Below are 13,932 nucleotides of genomic sequence, written 5' to 3' on the forward strand. Positions count from 1 at the left end.
CCACCTATGCCAGCACCGACCACCTGGGGTCTTCAGCGGCGTGCGCAGTACTTCGCCGCCCGCGCCCGGATTGCAGCGGCGAACCTGATCTCCACGGGAAACATCCACGGCGATGTCGTCAAGCACCCCGCTGACTTCGCCGGCTTCGTCGCCCGCCAAGGCGGTCGGCAGAGCTCGGGCTTCCCCGATCACTGGCGCATTGACCCGCAGTTCGAGATCACTGGCCCCGCGCGGGTGGCCGTCGTCATCCACTGCTACTACGCCGAGCTGCTGCCCGAGCTCTTGGCCCACTTGCACAATGTCCCCGTCGACTTCGACCTGTTCATTACCAACGCCTCCCCCGCTGCGATTACCGTCCCCACGGATCTGGAGCACATGAGGCACGGGGTCGTCGTCGAGGTGGACAACCACGGCCGCGACATCTTCCCCCTTATTCAGCTGGTCAACTCCGGTGCCCTGGACCCCTATGAGATGGTGCTCAAGCTCCACACCAAGTGCAGCGCCTGGCGTCAGGACCACCCCGAGCTCTCCGGCGACGGCGAGTCCTGGAAGGACCAGTTCCTCACCGACCTGGTGGGCTCCCGCGAGACGGTGGAGGCGAACCTCAACGCCTTCGCCACCGACAGCTCCCTGGGCGTGCTCACCGCCACCGACGCGATCGTCGGCCCTGAGTTCTGGGGCGGGGACAAACGGATCGTCACTCAGCTCCTACGCCGCCTCGAGATGCGGGTCGAGTCGCGCTCCCTGCGCTTCGCCTCAGGCTCCATGTACTGGGCCCGGGCCTTCGTCCTCCAAGGACTACGCGCCCTCAACCTCCAGGCCGAGGATTTCGACGAGGAAGCCGGCCAGGTTGACGGAACCACCGCCCATGCCCTAGAGCGCATCATTGGCATTCTCACTCATGAGGCGGCGCTGCGCACCGCCGAGCCCGACCACGTGGTCTCACTGCGTGAGGCCGGCTGGGATCCCCGCGGTTACACCCGGTTCGCCCCGGAGGCCCCCCGCACTCCGGCGGCCACCATTGTGCCGTTCTACCTGCCGCAGTTCCATGAGTGCCCCCAGAACAACCGGTGGTGGGGTAAGGGCTTTACCGAGTGGTTCAATGTCAGCGCCGCTGTACCGGCCTGGCAGGGCCACTACCAGCCCAAACAGCCCACCGAGTTGGGCTACTACGACCTGGCGCAGGACGAGCCCCGTCGCCGCCAAGCGGCGCTCGCCCAGGAGCACGGTATTAGCGCCTTCATGTACTACTACTACTGGTTCTCCGGTGAACGGCTCCTTCACGTGCCCATTGAGCGGCTCCACGCTTCCAGTGCCCATGACATGCCCATGCCCTTCTGCCTCATGTGGGCCAATGAGAACTGGACCCGGCGCTGGGACGGCCGCTCCGAGGACGTCCTCGTGGGGCAGGACTACTCCAAGGTCCCCGCGGAGGACTTCATTGACGACGTTATGGAGTTCCTGCTCGACCCGCGCTACCTCCGCGTGGACGGCAAGGCGATTCTGGCTGTCTACCGCCCCGCCCAGATGGACAACTTCGCCGATGTGGTCTCGGTCTGGCGCGAGCGCGCCCGCGCCGCCGGCGTCGGCGAACTGAAGGTCCTCGCCGTTTCGGTCGCCCAGGAGTTCGACGGCCTGGGGCAGGAGACCACCTCCCTGGGCATTGACGGACAGCTGCAGTTCCCCCCGCACAACCTGCCGTGGATCAGTGGGCCGACCACCCGCGTGCGCCTGGACCGCCGCTGGCGCGGCAACTTTATGAGCTACCAGGCCATTGCCAAGGCCTCGCTGCGCGCTGCCTCCCGGCTCCCTGATAACGAGTACCCGGGAGCCATGGTCACCTTTGACAACACCGCGCGCCGGCAGTGGCGGGCGGACGCCTGGTACGGCTCGAACCCCTACACCTTCCACCGTTGGCTCACCGGCCTGGTCCGGGCGGTCACCGACCGCGCCCCCCAGGAGCGCCTGGTGTTCATTAATGCCTGGAACGAATGGGCTGAGGGGGCTGTGCTGGAGCCCACCACCCGCTTCGGGCGGACCTACCTCCAGGCGGTCCGCAATGTGGCCTGGAGCTGAGGGGCCCGGCGCCCTCCGGCCGTCCACCGCCACCATGGCGGTCGGCGGCCGTTCGCCGGCCGTCCTGTGGTGAGGCGGATGTCGACCGGTCGCTATGACCGGTCAAAGCGCCCGAGTCGTCCCCGCAGTCCGTCCACAAGTCCTCGCTGAAGCATTCTGGCGCGCTCTGCGCGGTGGTCGGCGCACAGGGCGTTGAACACCCCGTACTTGAGTGCCCAGTAGGCGTACCTCACCCGCCATCGTGGGGGGAAGCCTGTCCACTTGACCAAAGCAATGGTGTTGCGCATGAGGTAGTAGTTCCTCACCGGCGCATGAAGGTGGACGGGTTGGCGCCGTCCGGGGAGCTTGACCGTCTTATCACCCAGACTGTGGTGGAGCCGCGCCCCCGGGACGGCGACAATGCGCCACCCCCGATTCCGGGCGCGGACCCCCCATTCCAGGTCGACATGGTCAATGAACAGGTCCTCGCGCATGGCGCCGACGTCGTCGAGCGCCGCCAGGCGGATGAGGCAGCCGGAGGCGATGAGGAAGGGGACGTCGAGCCGCAGGCGCGTCAGCTCGGCGGGCGTCGCCCTCTTGGGGCTCCACCCGCGGTCAACATAAACAAGTTCATCGCCCGTGCCACTGTCATCAACGGGCAGTGGTCCTACCGCGGCAATCGAGTCGTCCTCCTTGAGCGCGGCCGCCAGCTGATCGACCATCCCCGGTGCGGGGCTGGAGTCCTGATCCGAGAGCAGTACGCACTCCGCGCCCTGGCTGCGGGCCAGCGCAATCCCCCGGTTCTGCGCGGCCGCGATCCCGCGGTTGTCGCCGAGCTCGACAAGCCCGGCCCCCGTCTGCTCGCAGACCTGGCGCAGCCGCTCCAGGCCCGCCGGCCGCGAGCCGTTGTCAACCACAATGACCCTGGTGCACTGCGTCGTCAGTGTTCTGAGTAACTGCGTCATGTCACCCGGCTGGTAGGTAACCACGACGGCGATCACGTACACGGTCCGTCCTCCATCCTGTCAGGCCCACCGGTCCGGGAGCCCTATGAGGCCGGGGCAGCCCGTCGCGCGCCATCGCATGGTAGCGGACATGGGAATCGCACAGTTCTCCTTATAAGCCTCTTGTAAGCGCATGACCTCAGTCGCAGGCGGTGATCCGCCAAACCGTCGCCGGCCCGAGCTCTGCGACCTTCACAAAACCGACAGAGGTGTCAACGTCACGGAACCCGGGATAGTCATCGTAGGCGCTGTCGGGCAAGCTCTCATCGACGTAGTACAAGGGAGTGCCACCCTGGTCGTTAATGATGACGCACACCTCGGGGTCGGTCAGGATCTCATTGAAGTTGTGGGCCAGGTAGATGCCGTACTCCCCCACCGGGCGCGAGCGCTGACGGTAGAAGGACTGCCCCTGCGTGAGGACACCGACATAGCTCACCCCCGAATCCGGGACCCCGAACACAACGGCGCCGTCGAATACAGTAGCGTCCTCGCCGACCATCTGCTCCATCTCCTCGGCACTAATCCATTCGGTGTGGAGGAAGACCTGGAAGCTGTAGACGGTCCACTGCCTGGTCTCCACGGTGGTGCCCAGCGCGGACGCGCAGAGCACCAGGGTCAGTGCCCCGGCCCCGATCACCCGCGCACGAGCCGCCCAGCCTCCTCGGAGAGCCTGCGGTATCGTCCCCGCCAGGGCGTCGCAGGCCGCCGCCGCTAAGACGCCGTCGAGTAGGGCGAGCATGCCAACCAGCCTCAGGGGGTCACGCCACCAGCCCCCAGTCAGGGCGCCAATGCCCGGGTCGGTTGAGGCCGTGCTGACAACGAGAAGGGCTACGGCCGCCCACGCCGCCACGGGCTCCCAGCGTCGCGTGACCAGCAGGCACAACGCCCCCACGGCGGCCGCCAGGACCACGGGCAGGTAGTCCAGCGCCCCGCCGTAGCCCGACAAAGGGCTCAGGAGGATCGCTTTGGCCAGGGTGTCGGGCACCGACAGGGTCTCGTCGGGGAACCCGGCCATGACTCGCAGGATTGGGACCAGGGGCATGAGGGCCACGGGCAGGAGGCACAGGGCCGCCAGGAGGGCGCGTTCGAGGGGGGCGATGGGGGCCGGGCGCCCCGAGGGGCCCATTCCGCCCCCGACCATCATCGCGCCCCCGAGGCACACAATGACCAGCAGGCACTGGGCGCCACCGGGGTGGGCCACGCCGGCTCCCGCAATGAGCACGGCAGACAGGGCCGCCGTCGCCGGCAGTGAGGTGCGGCCCGCGCGGATCGTGGCCGTCAGGCTCGCCAGGGCGCCGATCATGACGGCAACGGCGAGGCCCGCCGGCACTTGGGCGTTGAAGAAGAGCATGAAGCCCGGCATCCACATTGTTGACATCCCCAGGAGTGGGGCGAGTGCGCACGCCCACCAGCGCAATCCCACCGAGCGGGCCAGCAGGACGAGCACAAAAGGCGTAAGCATGGCCCCTATCGCTATGACGCCCGCATTAAGGATGACCGGGGCGCTGACGAAGGGCCTCAGGATGACGGCGACGGCGTGAAAGGCGTCCGGGTAGAAGCCGCCGTTAATGCTCCTGGCGGCGGAGAGCATTGACGCATTGCCGCTGCGGTGGATTGTTTCAATGAGGTTGAGGTGGAGGATGGCGTCATGGTTCTGCAGGATCGCTCCAGGGCTGCCCATGATCGGGAGGCAGAGCACGAGCTGGAGGACTGTTGCGGGAACGGCCGCCAGAGCCGCGCGCCCAGCAGTCCCGAGAACACCCGGCCCCGGGGTGAACTGGGTGAGGCTGTCTTCCCCCTCAGGGAGTGATTCCGGTGATCGTGCGGGCCGCCTGCCGATGAGCAGGAGGCATGGCGCAGCGAGAACAACCGCCTGTACAGGGGTGTTCCAAGGGACATCGGCGAAGGCGAGCACGAGGCATGCGGCACTCACCATGAGGATGGACACCGCCGGGGCGGTGGCGAGAACTGCGACCGGCTCAAGCCTGGACCTGGACAGGAGGAGAGCACCGGGCAGGATGGTCACCACGGCAAGAGTCAAGGAGATGACGATGAAACCCAGCCAGATTGTCATCCATCCTCCTTCGGGAATGGGGAAGACCGTCTCACGCACCGCCTCGCAGCACGTGGGGAATTGGGTACACCGTGATGCGCGCGTAAAGGACGACATTACCGGCAGAACCGGTAGGCGCCCACCCTGGCAGTGGTCCTGCACCCAGTTCCGGCCAGGACCATTGTGACATGATGGGAGGCGGAACAGCGGCGTCGTGACGCCTTAGCAACCCCAGGGAGAGCCCGAACATGAACGTCCTCATCACCGGCGGCGCCGGCTTTATTGGCGCCAACTTCGTCCACCAGACCCTCCAGCGCCACCCGGGCGCCTCGGTGACGGTCCTGGACAAGCTCACCTACGCCGGCAACAAGGGTTCCTTGGCGGACCTGGCTGGGCGCGTCACCGTCGTGGTCGGAGACATCGCCGAGCCCGACACCGTCGACCCGCTCGTGGCTGACGCCGACGTCGTCGTCCACTTCGCCGCCGAGTCCCACAACGACAACTCCCTGCGCGATCCCTCGCCCTTCATCCGCACCAATCTGGTGGGCACGTTCACCCTCCTGGAGGCGGTGCGCCGGCACAAGGTGCGCTTCCATCACATCTCCACCGACGAGGTCTACGGGGATCTGGAGCTGGACGACCCCGCCAAGTTCGAGCCGACCACCCCCTACAACCCCTCCTCCCCCTACTCCTCCTCCAAGGCCGGCTCCGACCTCCTCGTGCGCGCCTGGGTCCGCTCTTTCGGTGTGGAGGCCACCATCTCCAACTGCTCGAACAACTACGGCCCCTACCAGCACATTGAGAAGTTCATCCCCCGTCAGATCACCAACCTCATTGATGGTGTGCGGCCCAAGCTCTACGGTGCCGGGGAGAACGTGCGCGACTGGATTCATGTCCTGGATCACAACAATGCCGTGTGGGACATCATTGAGAAAGGTCGCATTGGAGAGACTTATCTTATTGGCGCCGACGGTGAGAAGAACAATAAAGAGGTCGTCGAGCTCATCCTTGAGCTCATGGGCCACGACCCGGACGACTACGAGCACGTTGCGGACCGCCCCGGCCATGACATGCGCTACGCCATTGACAACTCCAAGCTGGTTGAGGAATTGGGTTGGGCCCCCGAATTCACTGACTTCCGCTCCGGTCTGCAGGCCACCATTGACTGGTACAGGGACAACGAGGCCTGGTGGCGTCCGCTCAAGGCCGAGGTCGAGGCCAAGTACGCCGCCCAGGGGCAGTAGGCCCAAAGCCTCTAAAGCTCAGGTGATGCCCTGACGCGCTCGCGCCATTGCCCGACCCCTCGGCCCTGCCCCTTGTGGCGATAGCCTCCCCGCCGGTTGGTGAACGTCACAAGGGGCGGGGCGCCTCTCAGTTGTCCAGGACGCCGGTACGCGGGTTCAGGTGGTACCACTTCGAGTTGATATAGGCCCAGCCCGTTGCCATGGCGCCAGTTTGGGGAACCAGGTAATACCAGGAGGAGCCCAGTTTGAGCCACCCGGTCGCCATGGCCCCATTACCGGGGTTGAGGTAGTACCACGACGAGCCCACGTAGATCCAGCCAGTCGCCATGGCGCCGGAGCCCCGGTCGAAGTAGTACCACTTCGAGTTGATGTACGCCCAACCACGCGCCATGGCGCCAGTTTGGGGGGTCAGGTAATACCAGGAGGAGCCCAGTTTGAGCCACCCGGTCGCCATGGCCCCATTACCGGGGTTGAGGTAGTACCACGACGAGCCCACGTAGATCCAGCCAGTCGCCATGGCGCCGGAGCCCCGGTCGAAGTAGTACCACTTCGAGTTGATGTACGCCCAGCCGGTCGCCATGGCCCCGGAACCGGGGTCCAGGTAGTACCACCGTGACCCGTCCTTGAGCCATCCCAGAGTCAAGACCCCTGGGGAGGCGTAGTGGAACCATGATCCGCCGCCGTTCACCCAACCGACGGCGGTGGCGGAGCGCCCCGAGATCTGAGCCTGTTTTTGCGCAATGCTGCGGATGGTCCCGAGCAGGGAGTAGCCGACATTACCGGGGCAGGAGGTGGCACCCGAATCCCGGTGCCCGAAGATCCTCGGCAACTGGAGCACAGTACCCGCCTGGTACTTCTCAGTCGTGCGCACCAGAATACCTGCGACCTCATTGACGTTCATGTAGCCGCCTCGCCCCAGGAACCACCCGGCGAGCTTGCCGACCCGGTCCAGAGTCACGCTCGTGGGGGACACCGAGGAGTAGTCGCCCATCATGGAGATACCCATGGAGCCAGTGTTGACACCGCGGGCGTGAGCTCCAATGACCATGGTGCCGGGAGCGGCGCTCAGAGTCCCCGAGCGCCCCTCGAAGACCTGCCCGTACTTGTCGACCAGGAAGTTGTAGCCAATGTCGCCCCAGTCCAGGGTCACCGCGTGGTAGTAGTAGATGCCGCGCACAATCGAGGCCGACTGTCCGGCGGTGTAATTGTTGGTCCCCGCCGTGTGATGGACCACCACGTGGCCGGCCGACACATACTCGGGGCTCCACGTCATGTAGGAAGGGTTGGCCCCCCACTCGGCCCGGGTGTGCACGGGAACGGGCAGGGAGCCCGCCGTCGTCGTGGCCGCGACTATAGCCGGCTGCACTGCCTGGCCGACCTCAGCGTCAACGTTGGCTGCCTGCACGCCCGCTGTTGCGGCTGCCGTCTCAACAGCGGGCAGGGCCGCGGGCGCCGTGGTGGTCAGCGGGGTTGTGAAGCTCGCCTCCTGCGCCGTCGGGCCGGGGCTCGCCTCCTGCGCCGGGTCCGGGGCGGTTTCCTCATGCGCCGCGTCAGGGGTGGCGACCTGTGTGGGCTCCGCCTGCGTCGTCTCCAGGTCACTGACCTCAAGGGTCTCCTCGCCGGAAGGATCGGCAGGCACCATTGCCAGGGCGAGATCCGCAGGCAGGTCCGCCCGATCCCCGACAATGCTGACCTGGACCGCGTCGGCGCCGCCGGTGATGAACTCCTCAGTGCCGGCAACACCACCAGTGTCCTTGCCCGCCCCGCTGTCCGCGCCCTCGTACCAGGGCGTCCATGAGCCATCCTCACGCACGCGCAGGTATATTGACAGCCCCTCGGGGAGAGTGTCGGTTCCGCTCCAGCGGAAGCCGGCCACGAGGAAATCATCGACCACGAGGGGGTCGGTCAGGACCACGGCATCCGCGAGCGGGTCCGCACTGGAGTCCGCCGGGGCGCCACCGACAGCGGGCACCACCATCGCACCGGAGTCCGCCGAGGCGGGCTCGGCTTCCGCAGCGGGACTGGTCTCCTCGGCGGCCTCGCCCTGTGAATCTGAATCGGTGTCACTCTCCGCAGCGGGGTCGGCCTTCTCGGCGCCCTCGCCTTCTGAGCCTTCTGAGGCCGCATCGTCCTCCGCAGCCGGACTGGTCTCGTGGGGTGCGCTAGCCGCAGTCCCGTCAAGGCCCGCCTCTCCGGCTTCGGTGACCTCCCCCGTGGAGGTCGTCAAGGGGAGGATCTGCACGGGTGCTGGTGTTGTGGTGGCGTCGTCCGCCGTCGCCGTGGCTATGGGGACCAGGCCGAGGGTGAACAGCGCGCAAACGACGACGGAACTCAGAAACCGGGAAGCGGGCATGACAGCCTTCCATCCAATGAACCCATCACCTGGGGCGTGTGAGGCTCATGAGGCTTGAGGGGAGTTGTGTCATCATACCGCCCCACCGCCCCCTCAGTGACGCGGATGGTGAAAAACGCCTCATGCAGCTCTGGGCCCGAGTCGGCCGTGCCGTCCTCACTCCTGGGATGAGGTCATGGTGGTGTCACCGGCAACCATATGCCGGACCCGTCCCCTGGCACCCGCCCCTTTCTCTCCTTCCCTCCAACGAAATCCTCACAGCACAACGTCCGTGGATGTTGTGCTGTGAGGATTTCGTTGGAGGGAGGAAGGGGTAAGGGCGGGCAGTTAGTCGCAGGCGGTAATGCGCCACAGGGCGTAGTCCCCGTCCTGGGCCACCAACTCGACGCCATGAGAGGGCGCAGTGGCGAGCGCCGCGTCCCAGCGCAGCGGCGGTTGACCGTGGAGCGCCCCCTCAGCATCCGGTGAGGAATCGGTGTAGAGGTAGTCAGCACCGAGCCCGGCCAGCAACGCGCACGTTCCAGACCATACAGAAGCGTCGACGCCGCCGGGGTCCGCGGCCCCGTCCTCCTGTCCGGATGCGGGCCAGGCCTGTGCCAGGCGCTCCTGCGGGCTGCCCGACCATGGTGCGGAGCGCACCGGATAGACCACCTCGACGCCCTCGAGCGCCCACAGGAGGGAGGCCCCGCGGGAGGGGGCGCCGACGACGACGGCCTGCTCAGGCACCTGGGAGGCGAGCTGGTGGAAGAACCTGATCTCGGTGGCGGTGAGCACAGTGCCGTACTGGATCCGTGCAGGGTCGTAGACGCTGGCCACCAGGTCCTGCTGCAGCGGCTGTCTCCCCCCGGCGATGAGGAGTGCCACGAGTCCCAGCGCCACGGGGCGCCACAGGGTCCTGTAGTCCTCGGCGCGTGGCCGGCAGCGCTGAAGCAGCCGGGACCAGGCCAGGCACATGAGAAACAGGGAGGGAAGCAGTACCAGGGGGGCCAAACGCGCCTTCTGCAGGTACCAGGGTGAACCGAGCTGGCGCCCCCACCAGGCGGGGCCGCCAACCATGACGGTGAGAACAAGAGCGGTCACCCACATGCCGACCCATCGTCGTGCTCCCGTACGCCAACCGATCCAGGCGCCCATCAGGGTCAAGGCGCCCACCATGACCCCTAGGAGGGCCGTCGCGTTCCACACCCCCCCGTACATGGGCAGGTCGGCCAGGGCCTGGCCGAGCGTCCCGGCCAGGCCCGCCCAGCCGCCACTGGGACGCTGGTAGCCCAGGACTGAGGCCAGTGATTCACGCATGACCCACAGCGTCCCGGCCGCGGCGAGCACGATCAGGCCGAGGAGAACGAACCTGGCGGCACGAGCCCACGACCGCTGCCCCGCACGACCCCACAGCACTGAGAGCATCAAGGGGAACCACGCCAGGCCCAGGACACCGAGGTTGAAGGCGCCGGCGCCATGGGCTGCGACCGCCCCTGCCGCCGTGAGAGCCAGGGCCATCGCCAACGCCCCGGTGCTGCCGCGGGGCCGCTTCTCCCCGCCGGACATACTGGAGACCCGGTGCGCCAGGAGCAGCACGCCGGGAAGGGCGGTCACGCTCAGGGCGTAGGGCCATACGGTCAGGGAGGTGGTGAGCACCACGAACGCTGTCGCCCCGCCCCCTAACAAGACGGTCAGGGCCACCGCCCACCCCCGCAGGCGCTCGCCAGACGGCAGAAGCCCGCGCAGACCCAGCAACATGCCGGCCAGGCAGGTCGGCCAGACCAGGGCCGCCAGGGCCAGCACCGCCCCATTGGTGGCCGGAACGGCGCCGCCGGGCAGAAGAGCCACCAGGGCGTGCCAGACGCTGGGGTAATAGATGCTGTTGCCCTGGTACAGGGCCCGCAGGCCGCCGAGCAGTGAGGCATCACCCCCCTGCCGGATGGCGGCCACGGCATTGAGATGGAATGTGGCATCAAAGGTCTGGGCCGGCCACTGGTCCACAACCGCCCCCCCGTGGAAGGCGCACCACGCGGCCACGGCGCAGACCAGCACAGCGCCGGCCACGGGCAGGGTCGCCGGCCCCCGCGCCCACGGGGGCCTAGGCTCGCCCCTGCCGGAGGCCACCGGCCCTCGACGGTCGCGCCGCGCAAGCGCTCCGGAGAGCGCGGCCAGCACGGCTGCCGCCACGGCCGTGACCACCGCCAGGACGGGCGGGCCAACCGCCCCCCAGTGCCACCCCAGCGCACCCATGACGGTGGCGGTCACTGCCACGAGCACATAGCTGAGGCCGGGGGCCACCGCCAGGACGCTCCAGCCCCGCAGCCCCGCCGCGCGTCCCAGGACCGACCCCGGCGCCCACACCAGGGCGGTGAAGCAGACGGCGGCCACGAGGATCATCATCCCCGGCCTCCCGCCGGCGACAGGCGCCCCTGAGGGTTCCTTGTGGCCCCTCGCGGCACGCGCGAGGACGCGCTCACGCCTTGGTCACTTCCCTCCGCCGATGGTCAGGCGGGGCACGCCCGTCCACAGGTCGGGATCGGTGGCGCGGCGCCCATCCAGCAGGAGGCGCACGCCGGGCAGGTCCGCGGGGGTGAGGCTGCGGTATTCGGGGTGGTCGGCCTGGACAATGGCGGCGTCCACCTCCTCCCCCAGGTGGTGGGGGGCCCAACCGAAGGCGATGAGTTCGGCGTCGGAGTACATGGGGTCATGGACACTCACCTCGGCGCCGGCCTCGCGCAGGGCCGCCACAGTGGGGAAGACGCCGGAGAATGCGGTCTCCTTGACCCGCCCGCGGTAGGAGGCGCCCAGGACCACCACGCGCAGGCCCTCCAGGGAGCCCAGGACCTCCTTGGCGCGGTCGACCACGTACTGGGGCATGGTGGCGTTGAAGCTCCGAGCGGTGCGCACCACGGAGGCCTCAGGATCAGTGGACAGGTACAGGCGCGGGTAGACCGGGATGCAGTGGCCGCCCACGGCAATGCCGGGGGTGTGAATGTGGGAGTAGGGCTGGGAGTTGCAGGCTTCAATGACGCGCTGAATGTCGAAGCCGGCCTTGTCGGCGTAGACGGCGAACTGGTTGGCCAGGCCAATATTGACGTCCCGGTAGGTGGTCTCGGCGAGTTTGGCCATCTCGGCGGCCTCGGCGGTGCCCATGTCCCACACGCCGTTGGGGCGGGGCAGGTCATCACGGGCGTCGAAGTCCAGGACCTGCTCGTAGAAGGCAATGCCGGCGGCGGTGCCGGCCTCGGTGAGCCCGCCCACCAGCTTGGGGTAGCGGCGCAGGTCGGCGAAAACCCGGCCGGTCAGGACGCGCTCGGGGCTGAAGACCAGGTGGAAGCCGCGCTCGCCGTCGCCCTCGCTCAGGCCGGAGATCGACTCGATCATGGGCTTCCAGCGCCCGCGCGTGGTACCCACGGGCAAAGTGGTCTCATAGGAGATGAGGGTGCCGGGGCTCAGGTGCTCGGCCAGGGAGGCGGTGGCCGCGTCCATCCAGGTGAAGTCCGGCTCCCAGGTGGCGTCGTCAACGAAGAGCGGCACCACCAGGACAATGGCGTCAGCCCCAGGGATCGCCTGACCGTAGTCGGTGGTGGCGCGCAGGGCGCCGTTACCGGTGGCCGGGCTCAAGGCGGCGAGCTTGTCGGCCAGGTGGGCCTCGCCGGGGAAGGGCTCAGTGCCGGCATTGACCGCCTCGACGGTGGCGGGGTTGACGTCCACACCAATGACCTCGTGGCCCTTCTCGGCGTACTGGACGGCCAGGGGCAGCCCGATCTTCCCCAGGGCGACGACGGCGATGCGCATAGGAGTCCCTCCAAAGTCTGTAGCAGACGTTACGGCACGGAGCACTGCGCTAGGGCAATAGGGGCCGGGGGCGCCGGCCCTGACCTGCGGGCTCTCGGCATGAGGGTAGTGGACCGCGATGACTGGTGCGATAAGTGCGCGCAGGGAGGATGGTCTCATTAGGGCGGTCATCGGCGACCTCTGGAGGCGGTCGCGGGGCCCGGCTACCGGGTCCGGCGGCCCGGGGGCCCGAACGCTGAGCCCGGGGCCCGGCATCACTCCCGCGGAGTGCTCCCCGCGGCCCGCCTGTGGGATAGTTGGCGTCATTAGCCCTAAGGAGAGGTCGCTTTGCCCATGCGCGTCATGTCAGTGGTCGGGGCCCGCCCGCAGTTCGTCAAGCTCGCCCCCATCGATACCGAGCTCCGTCGGGCCGGGATCGACCACACGATCGTCCACACCGGCCAGCACTACGACCCACTGCTGTCTGATGTTTTCTTCGAGGACCTGGGCATTGCGGCCCCCGACCACCACCTTGGCGTGGGCTCGGGCAGCCACGGCCGCCAAACCGGTGCCATGCTCGCGGCCATGGACGAGGTGCTTGAAACCACGCCCACGGACTGGGTGCTCGTCTACGGGGACACGAACTCGACGCTGGCTGCGGCGCTGGCGGCCGTCAAACTCCACATCCCAGTGGCCCACCTGGAGGCCGGCCTGCGCTCCTTCAATCGGCGGATGCCCGAGGAGATCAACCGCGTGGTCACCGACCACACCGCCGACCTTCTTCTGGCCCCCACGCGCACCGCCATGGAGCACCTGGACGCCGAGGGCCTGGGAAGCCGGTCGCTCATGGTCGGAGACGTCATGACCGACGTCCTGTTCGCGGTGCGTCATGAGGTCGAGCAGCGGCCCTCCTCGCCGATTATGGATGAGCTCGGACTCGACGACGGCGCCTACTCCCTGGCCACCATCCACCGACCGGACAACACTGACGACCCGGAGCACCTCGCCGGGCTCCTGGACTCCTTGGGAGCCGTGAATCACCCGGTGGTGCTGCTGGCCCACCCCCGGCTGGTGGCCAAGTGCGAGGAGTTCGGCATGACCATTGCCCGTGGCTCGCTCCGCGCCCATGCGCCCCTGCCCTACCCCGACCTCATCTGCGCGGCGCTGCACTCGCGGGGGATTATCACCGACTCCGGGGGGCTGCAGAAGGAGGCATTCCTCCTGCGGGTCCCCGCCACGACGGTGCGACCCCAGACTGAGTGGGTCGAGACCGTCGAGTTGGGGTGGAATGTCCTGGTGGGGCCTGGCGAGGAGCTGGTGGCGGCCGCCCAGCGGCCCAGGCCCCGGGACACCGACGCCGCCCCCTACGGCGACGGGCATGCTGCGCGCCGAGTCGCCGACGCGCTGCTGACCGAGTTGCCCCATTGATTCCTTCTGATTCCTCCTCCTTCCCTCTTCCCCCAACGC

Annotated in this window: 8 protein-coding genes; 3 read left to right on the top strand and 5 right to left on the bottom strand. The window is 67.9% G+C overall.

All coding sequences use genetic code 11. The features are described from left to right. Window positions 1-6: 6 nt before the first annotated feature. Window positions 7-2,076 (top strand): glycoside hydrolase family 99-like domain-containing protein, encoded by a 2,070-nt coding sequence (locus EUC46_RS02475; RefSeq protein WP_128772622.1) that lies wholly within the window; start codon window positions 7-9, stop codon window positions 2,074-2,076. A 92-nt stretch (window positions 2,077-2,168) separates the two neighbouring features. Here the strand turns inward: EUC46_RS02475 and EUC46_RS02480 are convergent, their stop codons facing one another. Together EUC46_RS02480 and EUC46_RS02485 are read right to left on the bottom strand one after the other, a co-directional pair. After that, window positions 2,169-3,020: a glycosyltransferase family 2 protein gene (locus tag EUC46_RS02480; protein WP_128772623.1), complete on the bottom strand. Its 852-nt coding sequence runs from the start codon at window positions 3,018-3,020 to the stop codon at window positions 2,169-2,171. 178 nt (window positions 3,021-3,198) lie between these two features. After that, window positions 3,199-5,133: a DUF6541 family protein gene (locus EUC46_RS02485; protein WP_128772624.1), complete on the bottom strand. Its 1,935-nt coding sequence runs from the start codon at window positions 5,131-5,133 to the stop codon at window positions 3,199-3,201. Between the two features lie 227 nt (window positions 5,134-5,360). On the opposite strand from EUC46_RS02485, the gene rfbB reads away from it, so the two are divergent. Further along, a complete protein-coding gene (rfbB, locus tag EUC46_RS02490; protein WP_128772625.1) occupies window positions 5,361-6,356 on the top strand; it encodes a dTDP-glucose 4,6-dehydratase in 996 nt (331 codons plus the stop codon). Between the two features lie 127 nt (window positions 6,357-6,483). On the opposite strand, the gene EUC46_RS13230 is transcribed toward rfbB, so the two are convergent. The 3 genes from EUC46_RS13230 to EUC46_RS02505 form a co-directional block, all read right to left on the bottom strand. Further along, window positions 6,484-8,709: an N-acetylmuramoyl-L-alanine amidase gene (locus EUC46_RS13230; protein WP_277750465.1), complete on the bottom strand. Its 2,226-nt coding sequence runs from the start codon at window positions 8,707-8,709 to the stop codon at window positions 6,484-6,486. A 327-nt stretch (window positions 8,710-9,036) separates the two neighbouring features. Beyond that, window positions 9,037-11,088: a DUF6541 family protein gene (locus EUC46_RS02500; protein WP_128772626.1), complete on the bottom strand. Its 2,052-nt coding sequence runs from the start codon at window positions 11,086-11,088 to the stop codon at window positions 9,037-9,039. A gap of 84 nt (window positions 11,089-11,172) precedes the next feature. Then, on the bottom strand, window positions 11,173-12,486 hold the full coding sequence (locus EUC46_RS02505) for a nucleotide sugar dehydrogenase (protein ID WP_128772627.1): 1,314 nt from the start codon (window positions 12,484-12,486) through the stop codon (window positions 11,173-11,175). Window positions 12,487-12,819: 333 nt separating this feature from the next. On the opposite strand from EUC46_RS02505, the gene wecB reads away from it, so the two are divergent. Continuing rightward, the gene (gene wecB, locus EUC46_RS02510; RefSeq protein ID WP_128772628.1) at window positions 12,820-13,893 is read left to right on the top strand and encodes a non-hydrolyzing UDP-N-acetylglucosamine 2-epimerase; all 1,074 of its coding nucleotides are present in this window, start codon (window positions 12,820-12,822) and stop codon (window positions 13,891-13,893) included. The last annotated feature ends 39 nt before the right edge of the window (window positions 13,894-13,932 follow it).

Origin of the sequence: Actinomyces oricola (genome assembly GCF_004104015.1) — a bacterium.
GTDB classification, from domain to species: domain Bacteria; phylum Actinomycetota; class Actinomycetes; order Actinomycetales; family Actinomycetaceae; genus Actinomyces; species Actinomyces oricola.

Excerpts from the sequence above, each read along its gene's own strand:
- EUC46_RS02475 (WP_128772622.1), top strand. The coding sequence starts at position 7 with ATGCCAGCACCGACCACCTGGGGTCTTCAGCGGCGTGCGCAGTACTTC.
- EUC46_RS02480 (WP_128772623.1), bottom strand. The coding sequence starts at position 3,020 with ATGACGCAGTTACTCAGAACACTGACGACGCAGTGCACCAGGGTCATT.
- EUC46_RS02485 (WP_128772624.1), bottom strand. The coding sequence starts at position 5,133 with ATGACAATCTGGCTGGGTTTCATCGTCATCTCCTTGACTCTTGCCGTG.
- rfbB (WP_128772625.1), top strand. The coding sequence starts at position 5,361 with ATGAACGTCCTCATCACCGGCGGCGCCGGCTTTATTGGCGCCAACTTC.
- EUC46_RS13230 (WP_277750465.1), bottom strand. The coding sequence starts at position 8,709 with ATGCCCGCTTCCCGGTTTCTGAGTTCCGTCGTCGTTTGCGCGCTGTTC.
- EUC46_RS02500 (WP_128772626.1), bottom strand. The coding sequence starts at position 11,088 with ATGATGATCCTCGTGGCCGCCGTCTGCTTCACCGCCCTGGTGTGGGCG.
- EUC46_RS02505 (WP_128772627.1), bottom strand. The coding sequence starts at position 12,486 with ATGCGCATCGCCGTCGTCGCCCTGGGGAAGATCGGGCTGCCCCTGGCC.
- wecB (WP_128772628.1), top strand. The coding sequence starts at position 12,820 with ATGCGCGTCATGTCAGTGGTCGGGGCCCGCCCGCAGTTCGTCAAGCTC.